Below are 18020 nucleotides of genomic sequence, written 5' to 3' on the forward strand. Positions count from 1 at the left end.
GGCTATCCGCCGGAGGCAGTCCGCCGCGCCCGTAGTAGTGGCGACACCAGCATGACCGACCCCGACAGCAAGAGCCCGGCGAGTGGAATCAACGGCAGATACGACACCCACACCACCGGCTCTTGCTGCGCCAATGCGATGACAGTGGCCACAACGGCGACGACGAACACGACCGCCGACCAACGATGCACCTGACGAACGCGCCCGCCGGCCGCCCGGCCCGCTCGTGAGCCGCGGTAGAACAGCACATACATCACCGAACCGGACAGGAACAGTCCGGCGAGTGGGATCAGCGGCAGGTAGACAACCCATTCCGGTCCGCTCAACGACAACCCGATCACCGTGATCAGTATTGCCGCGAGAAAGCCGATGGCGAGCCATCGATGAGCTCGCCGAACTCCGATGATGTTCATCGAAAACCCTTCCGTCGATCCGTGGAAAAACAATGCTGCCACGGCACCGACCTCGGAACTTCTTGATTCCTGACCGTTTCTTCCCGCTGCCGACCGATCGCTGGTCGCTCGTTTTCGATCCGGCAATTCGTTGAAAGTCTCAATCCCCTCGGGCCGCCGAAGCCCTGCCGGACTCGTCGTGTGATCAGCGCGATTGTGCGAATTCGGTCCATCACCTACGAATCAGAGGGCGTGCTGTCCTTTGTGCTCACCGACCCCGGTGGCGCGCCACTGCCGCCGTGGACACCGGGTGCGCACGTGGATGTCGTCCTACCCGACGGAGTCGTTCGTCAGTACTCGCTGTGTGGCGATCTCGCGAATCGGGACAGCTATCGCATCGCGGTGCTGCTCGAGGAGCAGGGGCCGGGGCGGACGTGCTGTGGTCGTGCCGGGAAGGAACGTGCGCGACCTGCGAGACCACGGTGCTCGAAGGTGGAGTCGAGCACCGTGATTCGGTTCTCACACCGGCTGAACAAGAGTCGGGCAAACCATGATGATCTGCGTCTCCCGAGCGCGCACGGACCGCGTCGGCTCCCTGGACACTGACGGCTACCGGCAGCGGCGGGACGAGGCCGTGGAGCCGATCGTCTTGCGCGCCCCGAGACCCAGAACCGGATCCGGGCAGCGAACCAGGAGCTGTTCGGGATGGTCCGTGAACTGATCCGCTGGAAACGCGCAGCCCCCCGCGACGATCTGCTCACGGCACTGATCGGCGCCGAGGACAACGGCGACATGCTCACACCCCGGTGCACCTGATGCGGCGGATCACCCTCGCGCCCTTGCGCGTCGGGAATCACGAGATCCCGGCGGCCAGCTGGGTGATCGGCGCCTTGGCCGCCGCCAACCGGGACCCGGAATTCTGGGGCGCCGACGCCGACGAGCTGCCTGGACCGGCCGAACGCGCACCAGAACGTCTCGCTCGGCGCGGGCATCCACCACTGCCTCGGCGCCGCGCTGGTTCGGATGGAGGCCCGGATCGTGTTCCCGCGCTTCGTGACCCGCTTTCCCGCGGCCACGGTGGTCGATCAGACCTGGAACGGTCGGATCAACCTGCGTGGCGTCGCGATCTTGACGGTCGCGGTGTAAGTCCGCCCAGCCGACTCGGATCGAAGATTGCGATCCGACCATCGCAGTTCCCGATCGAATCGACCTCGTCAGCGCTCTGACCTGGGCACGCAGTCGGAAGTCTGTTCTGAGAGAGCGGATTTCACAATTCGTAGTGTCCGGTGCCGAATACCGTTGACCCACGTTGCGAGTGGTGCTGTGAAAATGAGATCGGGGATTGTGATGACCAACAGTGCGAGTTCTTCGATGGGCCGGGAATTACCGCTGCGTGGTGCGGTGAACGCGCGGGACCTGGGTGGGTTGCGAACAATGGACGGGCGGCAGGTGCGTCGCTTGCGGGTGCTGCGATCGGATCTGCTCACCGGGCTGGATGCTGAGGACATGTCGTTCCTGCTGACCGAATGCGGGCTTCGCACGATCGTCGACCTGCGCGCACCGGGCGAGATCGCCACGGACGGAACAGGTGCGGTGGTCGACGCCGTCGCTCATTACCGGAACCTGCACGTCTACGGCGCGGACCGGGTACGCCTTGACCTCACCGAGGTCTCGCCCGACGGGAGCATGTTCGATCGGTATTGCGAATACCTCGAGCACAGCAGTGAGAACATCGCCGCCGTGCTGCGTCTGCTCGCCGCGCCGGGGCAGTTGCCCGCGCTGATCCACTGCGCCGCGGGCAAGGATCGCACCGGCGTGGTGATCGCCCTGCTGCTCGCGGTCGCCGGGGTGCGCGCGGACGACATCATCGCCGACTACGCCGCCACCACCCCGAACATCGCGGCGCTACGGACCCGAGGGGGACGGGCAGCCGGCCCGGGGCCCGACGCGGTCGACCGGCTCCCCGCCTGGGTTTTCGCCGCCGACGCCGACACCATGCGTCAGTTCCTGGCCCACGTGGACGCCGTGTACGGCGGACCCACCGCGTGGGCGATCGACGCCGGGCTCGACCTCGCGACGCAACGGCAGCTGACCGCCAACCTGCTTTGTGACTGAGGTCACAGATAGACGGCGATTTCGTCCCATTCTTCCCAGAACATTTTCGAATGCTTGGGAAGTTCTTTACCATTGTCAGGACTCTGTGTCTGGAGTCCGATCTCTTTCGAGCAAAGTGCTGCAGATCCGCCGTTCGCTCGCAGCTCAGCATCAATTGCCAGTGCATGTTCGACCGATGAACCGGGAGCTCATCCGCCCCGGCGAAGGAGAATGATGACCGACAATGATCCGGGCACCACAACCACGGCGACAGCGCGCACGCTGTCGCATGCGTCACTGAAATCGGTTCTCCAGCAAGACCTTCCAGCGTCAATCGTGGTCTTCCTCGTCGCACTACCGCTGTCGCTCGGGGTCGCGCTCGCCTCCGGTGCGCCGGTCGTCGCCGGGCTCATCGCCGCCGCCGTCGGCGGTGTGGTCGCGGGATTGCTCGGCGGCTCCAAGGTCCAGGTCAGTGGGCCGACCGCGAGTCTCGCGGTCGTGGTGGCGGGAGCGGTCCAGCAATTCGGTTGGGCCGCCATGTGTTTCATCACCGTGGGGGCGGGTGTACTGCAGATCCTGTTCGGGCTCAGTCGGATTGCCCGAGGCGCGCTAGGCATCGCGCCGGTCGTGGTGCACGCGATGCTCGCCGGCATCGGGGTGGTCATCGCCCTGCAACAGGTCCATGTGCTCCTGGGCGGGACGACGGTCAGCTCGCCGTGGGCCGGCATCGTCGCGCTCCCGCGTCAGGTGATGTCGGCGCAGAAGGGCGACTTGTTCGTCGGGCTGCTCGTGATCACCGTGCTGATCGGATGGCAGTACCTGCCGCGCCGGATGCGGGTGGTGCCCGGCCCGTTGGTCGCGGTGGTGCTGGCGACGGTGCTCTCGTTGGTGCTGCCGGTGACGGTGGAACGGGTACGCCTCGACGGCTCGCTGCTCGACGGCATCGGGTTGCCCGCGCTGCCGCACGGCGGGTGGCTGCCGCTCGTGCTCACCATGCTCACCGTCGCCCTCATCGCCAGCGTGGAGACCCTGCTCTCGGCGGTGGCGGTCGACAAGCTGCGCCCCGACCAGCGCACCGACTTCGACCGGGAACTCCTCGGTCAGGGTGCGGCGAACATGACCTCCGGCCTGCTGGGCGGTCTGCCGATCGCGGCGGTCATCGTGCGCAGCATCACCAACGCCAACGCGGGCGCTCGCAGCAGGGCGGCCACCGTGATGCACGGTGGCTGGATCCTGATTTTCGCCGTCGCGCTGGTCGGCCTGGTTCGCCAGATCCCGACGGCGGCGCTGGCCGGGCTGCTGGTGCTGATCGGGGTGCAGTTGGTGAAGCTGGCGCACATCAAGCGTGCCCGCCGCACCGGCGACCTCTATGTCTACCTGATCACCGTGATCGCGGTTGTCGCGCTGAACCTGTTGCAGGGCATGGTGATCGGCCTCCTCGCCGCGGTCGCCCTGCTGCTGTGGCGGGTCGTGAAGTTCACCATCGCCGCGGCGCCGCGCACCGACGGGACCTGGCTGGTGCGCATCGCGGGCACCTGTACCTTCCTGGCCGCGCCCCGGCTCACGGCCGAACTGGCGAAGGTGCCCGCCGGTGTGGACGTGACGGTCGAACTGAGCGTGGACTTTCTCGACCACGCGGCCTGCGAACTGCTTTCCGAATGGGCCGATACCCGTGAATCCAACGGCGGCACAGTCGACTTCGTGGAGCTCGGCACCGCGAGGATGGCCCGCACCCACGACGGTCCGCCCGAACACGGACACGCGCGCAAGTCGGTCGTCGATCCGATTCGGCCATGGCGGCGCAGCGGCGGCGTGGATCCGATCGCCGCGGGGATCGCGGCCTGTCATCGCGAGCACGCGCACCTGGCCGGGTCGCGACACCGGCCCGATGCCGACACCTTCTTCCTGACGTGCGCCGACGCCCTCATCGTGCCCGACGTCATCACCAACAGCGGCCCCGGCGATCTGTTCACGGTGCGCAACGTCGGCAATCTGGTGCCGGTCGGCGGCTCCGATGTGTCGGTGGAGGCGGCGCTGATCTACGCGCTCGACAAGCTCGACGTGCGCTCGGTGGTGGTGTGTGGGCATAGCGGCTGCGGGGCGATGGAGGCGCTGTACCGGCAGGTGCAGGCCGGGCCGGGCCTCGACGACTGGCTGGCTCATGCTCAGCCGACACTGGCGGCCTTCCACGCCGGGCACCCCGTCGCCGCGGCTGCCGGGTCGGCGGGCTTCGGCCCGATCGACCAACTCGGCATGGTGAACGTGGCCCGGCAGGTGCAGACACTGGTCGACTATCCGGCGGTGCGAAGTGGCATCCAGGAGCGCGGTGTCGCGGTGTCGGGGCTGTTCTTCGACCTGGCGACCGCGCGGGTCATCGAGATCACCGCCGACGGGATCGCCCACTTCGACGAGGCCCGTCGTGCCGCCGCCGAACCCGTGTAAAGGGGGATGGTTGTGGGTCACACCACAGACGGCCTGCCGTTATGGCGACACCCACTGTTTGTGCGGCACACTGGCTTTGCCAATTCTTTACCAATAGGTTGGCCTAATTCGTCCCTGGCTCTATCCCGACCCGGTTCGCCGTCGCACCGGGGTCCCCTTTGCTTCACCGTCCTCGTGATGATCGGCCTCGGCCCCGCGCCGGGAGTCGGCGAAGGAGAATCATGTCTGTCGAGAACGACCTTGCTCCGCCCCACGCGGACAGCCCGTCGAACGAGTCACCCCGCCCCGCGTGGCAACAGACGCTACTGCGTCACGACCTGCCCGCGTCCATCGTAGTTTTCCTGGTCGCGCTGCCCCTGTCGCTCGGTATCGCCGTCGCCTCCGGTGCCCCGATCGCCGCCGGCCTCATCGCCGCCGTGATCGGTGGTGTGGTCGCGGGCCTGATCGGCGGCTCGGTCCTCCAGGTCAGCGGACCGGCCGCGGGCCTGACGGTGGTGGTCGCCGAATCCATCGCGCAATTCGGTTGGCGCCTCACCTGTTTCATCGTTGTCGCCGCCGGCGTGCTGCAAATTCTGTTCGGGCTCAGCCGGATCGCGCGCGCCGCACTCGCGGTGGCCCCCGTGGTGGTCCACGCCATGCTCGCCGGTATCGGTATCACCATCGCCCTGCAGCAGATCCACGTGCTGCTCGGCGGTTCCTCGCACAGCACCGCGCTGCGCAATCTGATCGAACTGCCCGGTCAGTTGCTGTCGCTGCACGGTGGTGACGCGCTCGTCGGCGCCGTGGTGATCGCGGTGATGCTCGGCTGGAAGCACGTCCCGTCGAAGCTGCGCGCGGTACCGGGTCCGCTGGTCGCGGTGCTCGTCGGCACCGCGCTGTCGCTGGGCCTGCCCGATATCGAGCGCATCGCGCTGAGCGGATCGGTTTTCGATGCGCTCGGTCTGCCGGAACTGCCGTCGGGCAACTGGTCGGCCGTGGCCATGATGGTGCTGACCATCGCGTTGATCGCCAGCGTGGAGAGCCTGCTCTCCGCCGTCGCGGTGGACAAGATGCACACCGGTCCGCGCACCGGTTTCGACCGGGAGCTGATCGGTCAGGGCACGGCGAATGTCGTCTCGGGCATGGTCGGCGGCCTGCCGATCACCGGCGTGATCGTGCGCAGTGCCACCAATGTGCAGGCGGGCGCCCGGACCAGGGCCTCGACTGTCCTGCACGGACTCTGGATTCTGTTGTTCTCGGTGGCGTTGGTCGGCCTGGTGGAACAGATTCCGAAGGCCGCGCTGGCGGGCCTGCTGATCGTGATCGGCATGCAATTGGTGAAGCTGGCCCACATCCGGTTGGCCCGGCGCACCGGCGACCTGCTCGTCTACGTGGTGACCGTGCTCGGCGTGGTGTTCACGAACCTGCTCGAAGGCGTGGTCATCGGGTTGGCGCTGGCGTTCGGGCTGTTGCTGTGGCGGGTCGTGCGCGTGCAGGTGACGGCGGCGCCGCTGCCCGACGGGAGCTGGCAGGTCCACATCGACGGATCGTGCACCTTCCTCGCGTTGCCGAAACTGTCGGGCGAACTGGCGAAGGTGCCCGCAGGCGTCGATGTGACGGTCGAGATGATCGTCGACTTCCTCGACCACGCGGCGTTCGAGGCGATCGAGGACTGGCAGCGTCAGCACGAAAGTACCGGCGGCCGTGTAGATTTCGTCGAAATCGGGCACGCCCGGATGGCCGACACCCCGTCTGCGCCGCCGACTCGTGGATTCGGTCGCGCCGCCATCGACGAGATGCTCCGTCCGTGGCGCCATCACAAGTCCGGCGGCGACGCGATGACGGCGGGTATCGCGGCCTTCCATCGCGGCAACGCGCATGTGGTGCGCCCGCACCTGGACGGGATGCATCAGGACCCGGATTCGTTCTTCCTCACCTGCTCGGATTCGCGGATCGTGCCCAATGTGATCACCAACAGCGGCCCGGGTGACCTGTTCACGGTCCGCAATGTCGGCAACCTGGTCCCGGTCAGCGGCGACGATTCGGTCGAAGCCGCGCTGACTTTCGCCCTGGACTCGCTCGCGGTCCGTTCGGTGGTGGTGTGCGGGCACTCCTCGTGCGGAGCGATGAAGGCGGTCCACTCCGCCGCCGACACCGACGGCGGGCTCGGTTCCTGGTTGCGCCACGCCGAACCGACGCTGCGACGGTTTCGCGCGGGTCATCCCGTGGCCGTGGCTGCGAGGGCGGCGGGCTACAGCGAGGTGGATCAGCTGAGCATGGTCAACGTGGCCGTGCAGCTCGAGACGCTCGGCAGCAATCCCGCCGTGCGACGCGCGGTGGCCGAACGCGGGTTGGCGCTGTCGGGGTTGTTCTTCGACATCGCGGGTGCGCGGGTGCTCGAGGTGACCCTCGACGGGGTCAGCGCGATGGACGATCACGCGCAACCGGCCGTCACCGGGTGATGCGTACCTCCGCCGGCGCCGCGGCCGTGCGCGAAGGCGGAGCAACGCTGTCGCCGGTGAGCGAACAGGTATGGCGCGACTCGGCGCCGGTCGGACTCGTAGTCTGGAATCCATGACCAGCGATCCGACCGCCGCCGAGCGCGTCACCGACGGCCCCGACTCCGCGGACACCGATTCCGCCGCCGGACCGGGGCGGTGGGACGGGTTCAAGGATCGCTGGCGCGCCTCCCGGGAACACATCGCGCAGCGCCCTACCCTCGACCTCGGCTACCGCATCGCCGTCGGCGCGGTCGGTGGGCTGGTACTGCTCATCGGGATCGTCACGATCCCGTACCCCGGACCCGGCTGGGCGCTGGTGTTCGCGGGATTCGGCATTCTGGCCACCGAGTTCGTCTGGGCCCATCACACCCTGAACTGGGTGCGCGGCAAGTACCGGATCGTCATGGACTGGTACACCTCGCGCGGCTGGTTCATCAAGGTGCTCGGCGCGGTGGGTACGTTCGCCCTCGTCCTGGTGACGTTGTGGCTGCTCGGTACATTTTCGATGGTCGCAGGGTGGATCGGAGTCGATTGGCCATGGTTGCGCAGTCCCCTGATGTCGTGAGCACGGTTCCCGGTCGGCTGCTCACCGACCCCGAGTGGGTCGCGGCCCGGATCGACTCGATGAGCGATACCTGGGGCACCGATGTCCCTCGGGTCGCGGGCACCCTGTGGTGGTGCATGGTCGCCTCGACCCTGGTCGAGCAGATCGCTGTCGCCTACGCGGCGGGCACGCCCGCTCCGGTCGCCGCGCTCGGCGACTTCGACTGCGCGGTCCGCCCGGACGGCGGTGTCGAGCACGCGCTGTTCCGTCGGGTGCCGGTCGATGCCACCGGGCGCTCGGTGCGCTCGGACGTAGGCGGCGACACCGGCGCGACAGCGGCAGAGGAGGTCGCGACCGCTCTGCGTGACACCTTGACCGCCGTGATCACCCAGGTCGCGGCCGTTTCCGGGGCCGGGATCGCCTCGCTCTGGGCGGTCGCGGCCGATGCCATCGGCAACCGGGCGCTCGACGCGGGCGCCCCGGAGGCCGCGACCCGCCTGGCGGCCGACGTGGGTTCGCGTCTGCCCGCACCACGGTTCGTCACCGTGGGGGGCCGCACTTTTGTGCGGCGCACCTCGTGTTGCCTGGTCTACGAGGCGCCCGGTCGGCAGATGTGCACGAGCTGCCCGAAACGTTCGCCCGAGGATCGAGCCGAACGACTGGCTGTCGCCGCCCGCGCTCGGTCCTGAATCGACGTCGCGGCCGCTCGGATCAGCCGCGTGTCCCGCATCGTCGGTGGCCCTGGTCGCCGTCGCCGACGAACACGCGGTCCTAGGTCCATCGACACGCCCACTCAGCGGTCCCGATAGCATGGGCGGCGCAGGATCCCCTGCGTGACCTACGCTGTGCGACCTGCCGGATGACCCCGGCACCGACGTCAAGGAGAACATTCCCGTGACCACCTCTGCACCCATCAGTCCCGTCGCTCTCGTTCGGGTGCCGGCCGGGACTACCGCGGGCGCAGCGGTGCGGGAAGCGGGCCTGCCCACCAAGGGTCCGGACACGGTCGTCGTCGTGCGTGACAGCGACGGCGCCCTCAAGGATCTGTCCTGGATCCCCGCGGAGGACGCCGACGTCGAGCCGGTTCCCGCGAACAGCGAGGACGGGCGCAGCGTGATCCGGCACTCGGCCGCGCACGTGCTCGCCCAGGCGGTGCAGCAGGAGTTCCCCGACGCGAAACTCGGTATCGGCCCGCCGATCAAGGACGGTTTCTACTACGACTTCCAGGTGGACAAGCCCTTCACCCCCGAGGACCTGGCCAAGCTGGAATCACGGATGAAGAAGATCGTCAAAGGCGCGCAACGCTTCTCCCGTCGCGTCGTCGAGGTGGACGAGGCCCGCGTCGAGCTGGCGAACGAACCGTTCAAGCTGGAACTGATCAGCGACAAGTCCGGTATCGACGATCCCGAGATCATGGAGGTCGGCGGCAACGAGCTGACCATCTACGACAACCTCGACCCGCGCACCGGCGACAAGCTGTGGGGCGACCTGTGCCGCGGCCCGCACATCCCCACCACCAAGTTCATCCCCGCCTTCAAGCTCACCCGCTCCTCGGCCGCCTACTGGCGCGGTGACCAGGACCGCGAGGACCTGCAGCGCGTGTACGGCACCGCGTGGGAATCCACCGAGGCGATGGACGCCTACCTGGAGCTGCTGGCCGAGGCCGAGCGCCGCGACCACCGCAAGCTGGGTCTCGAGCTCGATCTGTTCTCCTTCCCCGACGAGCTCGGTTCGGGCCTGCCGGTGTTCCACCCCAAGGGCGGCATCATCCGCAAGGAGATGGAGGAGTACTCGCGTCAACGCCACATCGACGGGGGCTACGAGTTCGTCAACACCCCGCACATCACCAAGGGCGCGCTGTTCGAGACCTCCGGCCACCTGGACTGGTACCGCGACGGCATGTTCCCGGCGATGCACCTCGACGCCGAGCTCAACGACGACGGCAGCGTGCGCAAGCCCGGCCAGGACTACTACGTCAAGCCGATGAACTGCCCGATGCACAACCTGATCTTCCGCGCGCGCGGCCGCTCCTACCGCGAATTGCCGCTGCGGATGTTCGAATTCGGTTCGGTGTACCGCTACGAGAAGTCCGGTGTGGTGCACGGCCTGACCCGCGTGCGTGGCATGACCCAGGACGACGCGCACATCTACTGCACCAAAGAGCAGATGCACGCCGAGCTCACCACGACCCTGAATTTCGTGCTGTCGCTGCTCAAGGACTACGGCCTCGACGACTTCTACCTCGAGCTCTCCACCAAGGACCCGAAGAAGTTCGTCGGCTCCGACGAGCTGTGGGAAGAGGCCACCGAGACCCTGTCGAAGGTGGCGTCGGCCTCGGGCCTCGACCTCGTGCCCGACCCGGGCGGCGCCGCGTTCTACGGCCCGAAGATCTCCGTGCAGGCCAAGGACGCGCTCGGGCGCACCTGGCAGATGTCGACCATCCAGCTCGACTTCAACCTGCCCGAGCGGTTCGACCTCGAATACACCTCCTCCGACGGCACCAAGCAGCGCCCGGTGATGATCCACCGCGCCCTGTTCGGCTCGATCGAACGCTTCTTCGGCGTGCTCACCGAGCATTACGCCGGTGCGTTCCCCGCCTGGCTCTCGCCGGTGCAGGTCGTCGGCATCCCGGTGGCGGAAAACTTTGCCCCGCACCTGGATTCGGTGATCGAGCGGTTGCGCGACGCCGGGGTGCGGGCACAGGTGGACCGCAGCGACGACCGGATGCAGAAGAAGATCTTCAACCAGACCGCGCAGAAGGTGCCGTTCATGCTGCTGGCGGGCGCGCGCGACGTGGAAGCCGACGCGGTGAGTTTCCGGTTCCGCGACGGTACCCAGGTCAACGGTGTGCCCGTCGCCGACGCGATCGCCACCATCACCACCTGGGTCGCCCACCGCGAGAACGCCTCACCCACCGCCGAGGGGTTCGAGGTCGTCTCCGCGGTGGGTCGGGCATGAGCGGTCAGCGCCCGGAGACGGGAGCTCGCGTGATCACGCAGGGCGCCCGCGCATGCCGAGAGGATGCAGCATCATGAGCGAGAACCTCGCGCCCGACGCCGGGTCGATCGTCGACGCCGGGGCGGGTCAGCCAGACCGCCTCCAGCGGTTGTGGACGCCGTACCGGATGTCCTACATCACCGGTGAGGTGAAGCCCAAGGACGCGACCGGGCATCCGTTCACCGACATCCCGAAGATGTCGGACGAAGACGGCCTGATCATCGCCCGCGGCGAGAATGTCTACGCCGTCCTCAATCTGTACCCGTACAACCCCGGGCACATGATGGTGGTGCCGTATCGCCGGGTCGCCGACCTGGAGGACCTCACGCCCGCCGAGAGCGCGGAACTGATGGCCTTCACCCAGCAGGCCATTCGCGTGATGAAGCAGGTCTCGCGGCCTGCCGGATTCAATGTGGGCCTCAATCTCGGCGGCGTGGCCGGTGGTTCGCTCGCCGACCACCTGCACCAGCACATCGTTCCGCGCTGGGGCGGGGACGCGAACTTCATCACCGTGGTCGGCGGGGTGAAGGTGATGCCTCAGCTGTTGCGCGAAACGCGGCAGCTGCTGGCCCAGGCGTGGGAGGCGTAGATGTGTGATCATCGCGAAGTCGCACACAGCGCAGCCGATCCGGTGCGGGTGTCCCGCAGGTCGCAGGAGGAATAGAGACCGTGCTCAGCTTCTTCGGCCGCGAGACGTTCGCGAAAGCGACTGCGCCGCTGGGCAAAGCGCTCGTGCGAACGGGGCTCACCCCGGACGCGATGACACTGATCGGCACCACCGCGACGATCGCCGCCGCGGTGACCCTGTTCCCCTCCGGGCACCTGTTCTGGGGAACGATGGTCATCTGGCTGTTCGTCATGTTCGACATGCTCGACGGGGCGATGGCCCGCGCTCGCGGTGGCGGCACGAAGTACGGCGCGGTCCTCGACGCCACCTGTGACCGGGTGGCCGACGGTGCGATCTTCGCCGGACTCGCCTGGTGGGCGGTCTATCACGAGCACAGCAGGCAACTGTTCGCGCTGACGTTGATCGTGCTGGTCACCTCGCAGGTGATCTCCTACGCCAAGGCACGTGCCGAGGCGAGCGGCCTGTCCGCCGACGGCGGACTCATCGAACGCCCGGACCGCCTGGTCCTTGTGCTGGCCGGCGCCGGGCTCACCGGCATCGGCGGGCACTGGGGGATCGACTGGCTGACCTGGGCCATCTACGTGGCCATGTGGGTGCTGGCGGTGCTGAGCATCGTGACGGTGTTCCAGCGGGTGCTGGCAGTGCGCAATTCGCCGGGTGCCCGGACGGTCATCGCGCCGACACCGCAGCCGGACGCGGCAGAAGGATCGGCTTCGTGAGTCTCAAAGATCGGTTGAGTGACTGGGGGTACGCCGCAGGCTGGCGACTCGTGCGATCGGCGCCGGAAGGGTTGGTGCGCAAGGTCTTCGATCGCGGTGCCGATCGTGCGGTCAAGGGCGGCGGACCGGAACAGTTGCGCCGCAACCTGTCTCGCGTTCTGGGCGTGCCCGCCGACCAGGTGCCCGACGACCTGATGCGGGCGAGCATGCGCTCCTACGCGCGCTACTGGCGTGAAGCGTTCCGGTTGCCGTCGATGGACCACACCGCGATCGACTATTACGTCGGCGGTTTGGAGAATGTCGACGCCGCGCTGGAACAGGGCCGCGGTCTCATTCTCGTGCTCCCGCACTCGGGCAACTGGGACATGGCCGGTGTGTGGCTGGTGCAGCATTACGACAACTTCACCACCGTGGCCGAACGGCTGAAGCCCGAATCGCTGTTCGAGCGTTTCGTCGCCTACCGCGAGAGTCTCGGTTTCGAGGTGTTCCCGTTGACCGGTGGCGAGCAGCCGCCGTTCGCCGCACTCGCCGAACGCCTGCGACAGAACCGGATCGTGTGCCTGATGGGCGAACGGGACCTCACCGGCAAGGGGGTGCCCGTCGACTTCTTCGGCGAGCGCACCTGGATGCCCGGCGGTGCGGCGAAACTGGCCATCGAGACCGGTGCCGCGCTGGTGCCGGTGCACGGCTGGTTCACCGTCGACGACGACGGCACCGAGGGCTGGGGCCTGAAAGCTGAACCGGCACTGGATGTTTCCGGTGGTGTGGCGGCCGCCACGCAGGCACTCGCCGACCGGTTCGCCGCCAATATCGCCGAGCACCCCGCCGATTGGCACATGCTGCAACCGCTCTGGGAGGGCGACCTGTCGCCCGAACGACTGTCGCGGATCACCGCGCAGGACGCGGGGGGCCCGCGGTGAAGATCGGGATGATCTGCCCGTATTCGTTCGACGTTCCAGGCGGCGTGCAGGCCCATGTGGTCGAGCTCGCCCGGGTGTTCATCGAACGCGGGCACAAGGTGAGCGTGCTCGCCCCCGCCTCCGACGACACACCGCTGCCCGACTTCGTCGTCTCGGCGGGGCGCGCGGTCGCGATTCCCTACAACGGGTCGGTGGCGCGGTTGTCGTTCGGCCCGATGGCCTACACCAGGATCCGCCGCTGGATCGACAGCAACGACTTCGACGTGCTGCACATCCACGAGCCCAACGCCCCGAGCCTGTCGATGCTGGCGCTCAAGATCGCCGAGGGCCCGATCGTGGCGACCTTCCACACCTCGACCACGAAGTCGTTGGTGCTCAGTACCTTTCAGGGTGTGCTTCGCCCGTATCACGAGAAGATCAGCGGGCGGATCGCCGTGTCCGAGCTGGCCAGGCGCTGGCAGGTCGAGGCGCTCGGATCCGATGCGGTGGAGATCCCCAACGGTGTCGACGTGTCGGCGTTCGCGCGCGGCGAGCCACTCGACGGATACCCGCGCGCGGGCCGCACGGTGCTGTTCCTCGGTCGCTACGACGAACCGCGCAAGGGCATGGACGTGCTGCTCGGCGCACTGCCCGCGCTCATCGAACACCATCCCGACGTGCAGATCCTCATCGTGGGGCGCGGTGACGAGGAACGGTTGCGCCGCGAAGCGGGCGAGCACGCGGGGCATCTGCGGTTCCTCGGACAGGTCAGCGACGAAGAGAAGGCCGCCGCGCTGCGCAGCGCCGATGTGTACGTCGCGCCGAACCTGGGTGGTGAGAGCTTCGGCATCATCCTGATCGAGGCGATGGCGGCCGGGACACCGGTGGTCGCGAGCGAGCTCGATGCCTTCCGGCGCGTGTTGCGTGACGGCACAGCGGGCATGCTCACCCCGATCGGCGACTCCGACGCGCTGGCCACCGCGATCGACACGCTGCTGACCGACGACGAGACCCGCGAACGTCTCGTGAGCACCGCGACCCAGGTGGTCGCGGGCTACGACTGGCCGGTCGTGGCCGAACAGATCCTACGGGTGTACGAGACCGTCACCGTCGGCGACAACCGGGTGCGGGCCGCCGGATGATCACCTTCTCCGCGACCACCGTCCTCGTTCTCGGGCTGATCGCGCTGCTCGTTCTCGCGCTCGGCGTGTGGGCCTACTCCACCGCCAACCGACTCGACCGGCTGCACGTGCGCTCCGACCAGTCCTGGCAGGCACTCGATGCCGCCCTCGCCCGTCGCGCTGTGGTGGCGCGCGCGGTGGCCATGTCGGAGGCCGGTCCGGTGAGCACCGATCCGAGCCGGGCCGAGCGGGCCGCGCAGCTCGCGTCGCTGGCCGATCGCGCCGAACGTGTCGACCGCAGTGACCGGGAAACGATCGAGAACCAGCTCTCCGCCGCGCTGTCGCTGGTCGACATCGAACACCTGCGACCCCAGTTGGTCGCCGAACTCGCCGACGCCGAGGCCCGTGTGCTGATCGCGCGCCGCTTCCACAACGACGCCGTGCGCGACACTCTGGCGCTGCGCACCCGCAGGCCCGTGCGCATTTTGCACCTCGGCGGCACCGCGCCGCTTCCGCACTATTTCGAGATCACCGAACGCGCGACGCCCGCCGCGGCCACCGGCCTCGTCGTCCACACCACCCGCACCACCGCACGGGTGATCCTGCTCGACGAGCAGAACCGTGTGCTGCTGCTGCGCGGTCACGACCCGATGATCCCCGAGGTCGCCTTCTGGTTCACCGTCGGCGGCGGCGTCGAACCGGGGGAGAATCTGCGCGACGCCGCGGTCCGGGAAATCTACGAGGAAACCGGACAGCGCGTCGACCCCGCATCGCTGCGCGGCCCGCTGTGGCGTCGCGTCGCGGTGTTCCCGTTCAACGGCGAACTCGTGCGCTCCGAGGAACTGTTCTTCACGCTGCGCTCGCCGGGCTTCGAATGGCGCCCGGCCGACCTCACGGCCCTGGAACGTCGGACCATCACCGACCACCGCTGGTGCACCGCCGACGACATCCGCGCTCTCGACGCCGAGGGCGAGGCGGTCTACCCGTACCACCTCGACGAGCTACTCGCCGAGGCCGTCACCGCGGCCACCGACGACACCCAGCACGTGGTCCGCTCGATCCGCTGACGCGCACGCCGATATTCCCGTGCGTTCTCCGCTGTGCGGTTGTTATGGTGCGGGCGTGAATTCTCCGGAGGCGTCCAGAAGGTAGCCGTCCGGCCTACGGGCTGGGCGGCGTTGTGTGCGGGCACGTAGTTCATCGGATGACCGGTGCGACGTGTCGTTCGCGACGCCGGATGATCGTCGATTCCTCGCGGCCGGGCCACTTCTGGCCCGGTACCGCCATCGTCTCGGACACCGCGTCGGCTGCGTGGTGTCCGGTATCCGGAGAGTGGATAGTCATGCCCATCGGGGTTTTCGTGCTCGCTGTCGCCGTATTCGCGCAGGGCACATCGGAATTCATGATGTCGGGGCTGGTGGCGCAGACCGCTGCCGACTTCGGGGTCTCGTTCGGGACAGTGGGGTTGCTGACCTCGCTGTACGCCGTCGGTATGGTGCTCGGCGCACCGACGATGGCGGCCACGGCGGGCCGCCGGCCGCTACGACGTTCGGCGACGACCTTTCTCGCACTGTTCTGCCTGGCGCATGTCGTCGGCGCTGTCACCGATGATTTCGGGCTGCTGGTGGCGACGCGGGTGGTGGCCGCGGTGGCCAACGCGGGATTCCTGGCGGTCGTGTTGGCCGCCCTGCCGCGGTTGGTCGGCGCGGCACAGATCGGGCGGGCCACCTCGGTCGTCGTGTCCGGGGTGACGGTGGCCATCGTCGCGGGCGTGCCCGCCGGAACGGTGCTCGGCCAGCTGTGGGGGTGGCGGTCGGCGTTCTGGGCGGTGGCCGTGGTCGGGGCGGTGGTGCTCGTGCCGATGATGCTGACGCTCCCGCGTGCGGATCGTGAGCAGTCGGCGGGTCCGATTCGGTCGGTGTCATCGGAGTGGGCGGTGCTCGGGGTGCGGCGGGTGCGGGTCGCTGTCGTCGTCGGAATTCTGGTCAATGCCGCCACCTTCGCCGGATTCACCTACCTCGGCACGATCGTCGCGCGGATCGCGGGGGACACCAGTGGGTGGGTGCCGGTGGTGCTGGGGCTGTTCGGTGTCGGCTCCTTCGTGGGTGTCACGCTGGCCGGACGGCACAGCGATCGCCACGGTGAGGCCGTCATCGCCGTGGGAACGGTCGGGCTCGTCGCCGTCTGGGTGACGGCCGCCCTGGTCTCGCATTCGATCGCCGGGGTGGCGATCATGACCGGCCTGGTGGGAGCTGTGGCCTTCGGTGTCGGATCGACGCTGATCGCGACGATCGTGCGGACCGCCGCGCCTACCGCTCCCCGGCTGGCCGGTGCGTTGGCGACCACAGCGCTCAATATCGGTGCGGTGCTCGGCCCCCTCGGTGCCGGGGTGGTCGTCGACCGGGTCGGCGATCCGGTCGTCGCGCTGTGGTGCGGTGCTGCGTCGGCCACTGTCGCGGCAGTGATCGTGCTGGTCGAGCGCCGCGGACGTCACGGGGAACAGATCGGCGCCGGGGTCGGCGTGCGATGAATCACTCGGGCGCCGAGCGGTGCCACAGAGCAGGCCAGCTGGGGGCGGTTTTCGCATCTACGCTGGTCGCGGCAAGGCCAGTGGTGCTCAACTGGCTATGAAGCTCGAATTCGGGCAGCTCTAGAATCGACGGTGACCCGAACCCGAGCGACTTGATTGGCGCCCATGACACAGGAGACAGCCGTGACTACGCCTGAGACCACCAACACCGTCGGCACCGCCCGCGTGAAGCGCGGCATGGCCGAGATGCTCAAGGGTGGCGTGATCATGGACGTGGTCAACGCCGAGCAGGCCAAGATCGCCGAAGACGCGGGCGCCGTGGCCGTGATGGCGCTCGAGCGGGTGCCCGCCGACATCCGTGCTCAGGGCGGCGTGTCCCGGATGAGCGACCCGGACATGATCGACGGCATCATCTCCGCGGTCTCCATCCCCGTGATGGCCAAGGCCCGCATCGGTCACTTCGTCGAGGCGCAGATCCTGCAGAGCCTGGGCGTGGACTACATCGACGAGTCCGAGGTCCTCACCCCCGCCGACTACGCCAACCACATCGACAAGTGGAATTTCACCATTCCCTTCGTCTGTGGCGCCACCAACCTGGGTGAGGCGCTGCGTCGCATCACCGAGGGCGCGGCCATGATCCGCTCCAAGGGCGAGGCGGGCACCGGCGACGTGTCCAACGCGACCACCCACATGCGCACCATCCGTGGCGAGATCCGCCGCCTGACCTCGCTGTCCGAAGACGAGCTGTTCGTGGCCGCCAAGGAACTGCAGGCGCCGTACGAGCTGGTCCGCGAGGTCGCCCAGACCGGCAAGCTGCCGGTCGTCATGTTCACCGCCGGTGGTATCGCCACCCCCGCCGACGCCGCGATGATGATGCAGCTCGGCGCCGAGGGCGTGTTCGTCGGCTCGGGCATCTTCAAGTCCGGCAACCCCGAACAGCGCGCCGCCGCGATCGTCAAGGCCACCACCTTCTACGACGACCCGGACGTGCTCGCCAAGGTGTCGCGCGGCCTGGGCGAGGCCATGGTCGGCATCAACGTCGAAGAGATCCCGCAGCCGCACCGCCTCGCCGAGCGCGGCTGGTGATCTCGCGCCCGAATCCGTTCGGGTAGTGAAACATTCGCCTAGGGGGCGTCGCGATCGCGACGCCCCCTGGGCGTTTTCGCGCAGTGAC

Annotated in this window: 15 protein-coding genes and 1 pseudogene; 15 read left to right on the forward strand and 1 reads right to left on the reverse strand. The window is 68.1% G+C overall.

Going from position 1 to position 18020, the window contains the following annotated elements; all coding sequences use genetic code 11:
* Positions 1-2: 2 nt before the first annotated feature.
* A complete protein-coding gene (locus tag ACFWUR_RS06365; protein ID WP_378902805.1) occupies positions 3-413 on the reverse strand; it encodes a hypothetical protein in 411 nt (136 codons plus the stop codon).
* A 401-nt stretch (positions 414-814) separates the two neighbouring features.
* On the opposite strand from ACFWUR_RS06365, the pseudogene ACFWUR_RS06370 reads away from it, so the two are divergent.
* From ACFWUR_RS06370 to pdxS, 15 genes and pseudogenes are all read left to right on the forward strand, one after another.
* Positions 815-981 (forward strand): annotated as a pseudogene (locus ACFWUR_RS06370) (2Fe-2S iron-sulfur cluster-binding protein); the annotation flags it as partial.
* 434 nt (positions 982-1415) lie between these two features.
* The gene (locus ACFWUR_RS06375) at positions 1416-1538 is read left to right on the forward strand and encodes a hypothetical protein (protein WP_378902808.1); all 123 of its coding nucleotides are present in this window, start codon (positions 1416-1418) and stop codon (positions 1536-1538) included.
* A gap of 201 nt (positions 1539-1739) precedes the next feature.
* Positions 1740-2507: a tyrosine-protein phosphatase gene (locus tag ACFWUR_RS06380; RefSeq protein WP_378902811.1), complete on the forward strand. Its 768-nt coding sequence runs from the start codon at positions 1740-1742 to the stop codon at positions 2505-2507.
* A gap of 210 nt (positions 2508-2717) precedes the next feature.
* Positions 2718-4928, forward strand: coding sequence for a SulP family inorganic anion transporter (locus ACFWUR_RS06385; RefSeq protein ID WP_378902813.1), 2211 nt, complete (start codon positions 2718-2720; stop codon positions 4926-4928).
* Positions 4929-5149: 221 nt separating this feature from the next.
* Positions 5150-7369, forward strand: coding sequence for a SulP family inorganic anion transporter (locus tag ACFWUR_RS06390; protein ID WP_378902816.1), 2220 nt, complete (start codon positions 5150-5152; stop codon positions 7367-7369).
* Positions 7370-7481: 112 nt separating this feature from the next.
* Positions 7482-7973: a TIGR02611 family protein gene (locus tag ACFWUR_RS06395; protein ID WP_378902818.1), complete on the forward strand. Its 492-nt coding sequence runs from the start codon at positions 7482-7484 to the stop codon at positions 7971-7973.
* Entirely contained in the window at positions 7970-8641 is a 672-nt protein-coding gene (locus tag ACFWUR_RS06400; protein WP_378902821.1) for a (2Fe-2S)-binding protein, read from the forward strand. Before ACFWUR_RS06395 ends, ACFWUR_RS06400 begins: the two co-directional genes overlap by 4 nt.
* Before the next feature lie 205 nt (positions 8642-8846).
* Complete coding sequence (thrS, locus tag ACFWUR_RS06405; RefSeq protein WP_378902824.1) at positions 8847-10910, forward strand: threonine--tRNA ligase; 2064 nt, start codon at positions 8847-8849, stop codon at positions 10908-10910.
* A gap of 73 nt (positions 10911-10983) precedes the next feature.
* Positions 10984-11538 (forward strand): HIT family protein, encoded by a 555-nt coding sequence (locus ACFWUR_RS06410; RefSeq protein WP_378902827.1) that lies wholly within the window; start codon positions 10984-10986, stop codon positions 11536-11538.
* 80 nt (positions 11539-11618) lie between these two features.
* Entirely contained in the window at positions 11619-12296 is a 678-nt protein-coding gene (gene pgsA / locus ACFWUR_RS06415; RefSeq protein ID WP_378902830.1) for a phosphatidylinositol phosphate synthase, read from the forward strand.
* Positions 12293-13216 (forward strand): phosphatidylinositol mannoside acyltransferase, encoded by a 924-nt coding sequence (locus tag ACFWUR_RS06420; protein ID WP_378902833.1) that lies wholly within the window; start codon positions 12293-12295, stop codon positions 13214-13216. Before pgsA ends, ACFWUR_RS06420 begins: the two co-directional genes overlap by 4 nt.
* Entirely contained in the window at positions 13213-14337 is a 1125-nt protein-coding gene (locus ACFWUR_RS06425; RefSeq protein WP_378902836.1) for a glycosyltransferase family 4 protein, read from the forward strand. Before ACFWUR_RS06420 ends, ACFWUR_RS06425 begins: the two co-directional genes overlap by 4 nt.
* On the forward strand, positions 14337-15383 hold the full coding sequence (locus ACFWUR_RS06430; RefSeq protein WP_378903443.1) for an NUDIX domain-containing protein: 1047 nt from the start codon (positions 14337-14339) through the stop codon (positions 15381-15383). Before ACFWUR_RS06425 ends, ACFWUR_RS06430 begins: the two co-directional genes overlap by 1 nt.
* Before the next feature lie 275 nt (positions 15384-15658).
* On the forward strand, positions 15659-16846 hold the full coding sequence (locus ACFWUR_RS06435; protein ID WP_378902839.1) for a Cmx/CmrA family chloramphenicol efflux MFS transporter: 1188 nt from the start codon (positions 15659-15661) through the stop codon (positions 16844-16846).
* 165 nt (positions 16847-17011) lie between these two features.
* Positions 17012-17932 (forward strand): pyridoxal 5'-phosphate synthase lyase subunit PdxS, encoded by a 921-nt coding sequence (pdxS, locus tag ACFWUR_RS06440; RefSeq protein ID WP_378902842.1) that lies wholly within the window; start codon positions 17012-17014, stop codon positions 17930-17932.
* Positions 17933-18020 lie beyond the last annotated feature (88 nt).

The sequence above is a fragment of the Nocardia sp. NPDC058633 genome, from assembly GCF_042717045.1.
In the GTDB taxonomy this organism is placed as follows: Bacteria; Actinomycetota; Actinomycetes; order Mycobacteriales; family Mycobacteriaceae; genus Nocardia.

Excerpts from the sequence above, each read along its gene's own strand:
- ACFWUR_RS06395 (WP_378902818.1), top strand. The coding sequence starts at position 7,482 with ATGACCAGCGATCCGACCGCCGCCGAGCGCGTCACCGACGGCCCCGAC.
- ACFWUR_RS06375 (WP_378902808.1), top strand. The coding sequence starts at position 1,416 with ATGGAGGCCCGGATCGTGTTCCCGCGCTTCGTGACCCGCTTTCCCGCG.
- ACFWUR_RS06435 (WP_378902839.1), top strand. The coding sequence starts at position 15,659 with ATGCCCATCGGGGTTTTCGTGCTCGCTGTCGCCGTATTCGCGCAGGGC.
- pdxS (WP_378902842.1), top strand. The coding sequence starts at position 17,012 with ATGACACAGGAGACAGCCGTGACTACGCCTGAGACCACCAACACCGTC.
- ACFWUR_RS06365 (WP_378902805.1), bottom strand. The coding sequence starts at position 413 with ATGAACATCATCGGAGTTCGGCGAGCTCATCGATGGCTCGCCATCGGC.
- ACFWUR_RS06410 (WP_378902827.1), top strand. The coding sequence starts at position 10,984 with ATGAGCGAGAACCTCGCGCCCGACGCCGGGTCGATCGTCGACGCCGGG.
- ACFWUR_RS06385 (WP_378902813.1), top strand. The coding sequence starts at position 2,718 with ATGATGACCGACAATGATCCGGGCACCACAACCACGGCGACAGCGCGC.
- ACFWUR_RS06380 (WP_378902811.1), top strand. The coding sequence starts at position 1,740 with ATGACCAACAGTGCGAGTTCTTCGATGGGCCGGGAATTACCGCTGCGT.
- ACFWUR_RS06390 (WP_378902816.1), top strand. The coding sequence starts at position 5,150 with ATGTCTGTCGAGAACGACCTTGCTCCGCCCCACGCGGACAGCCCGTCG.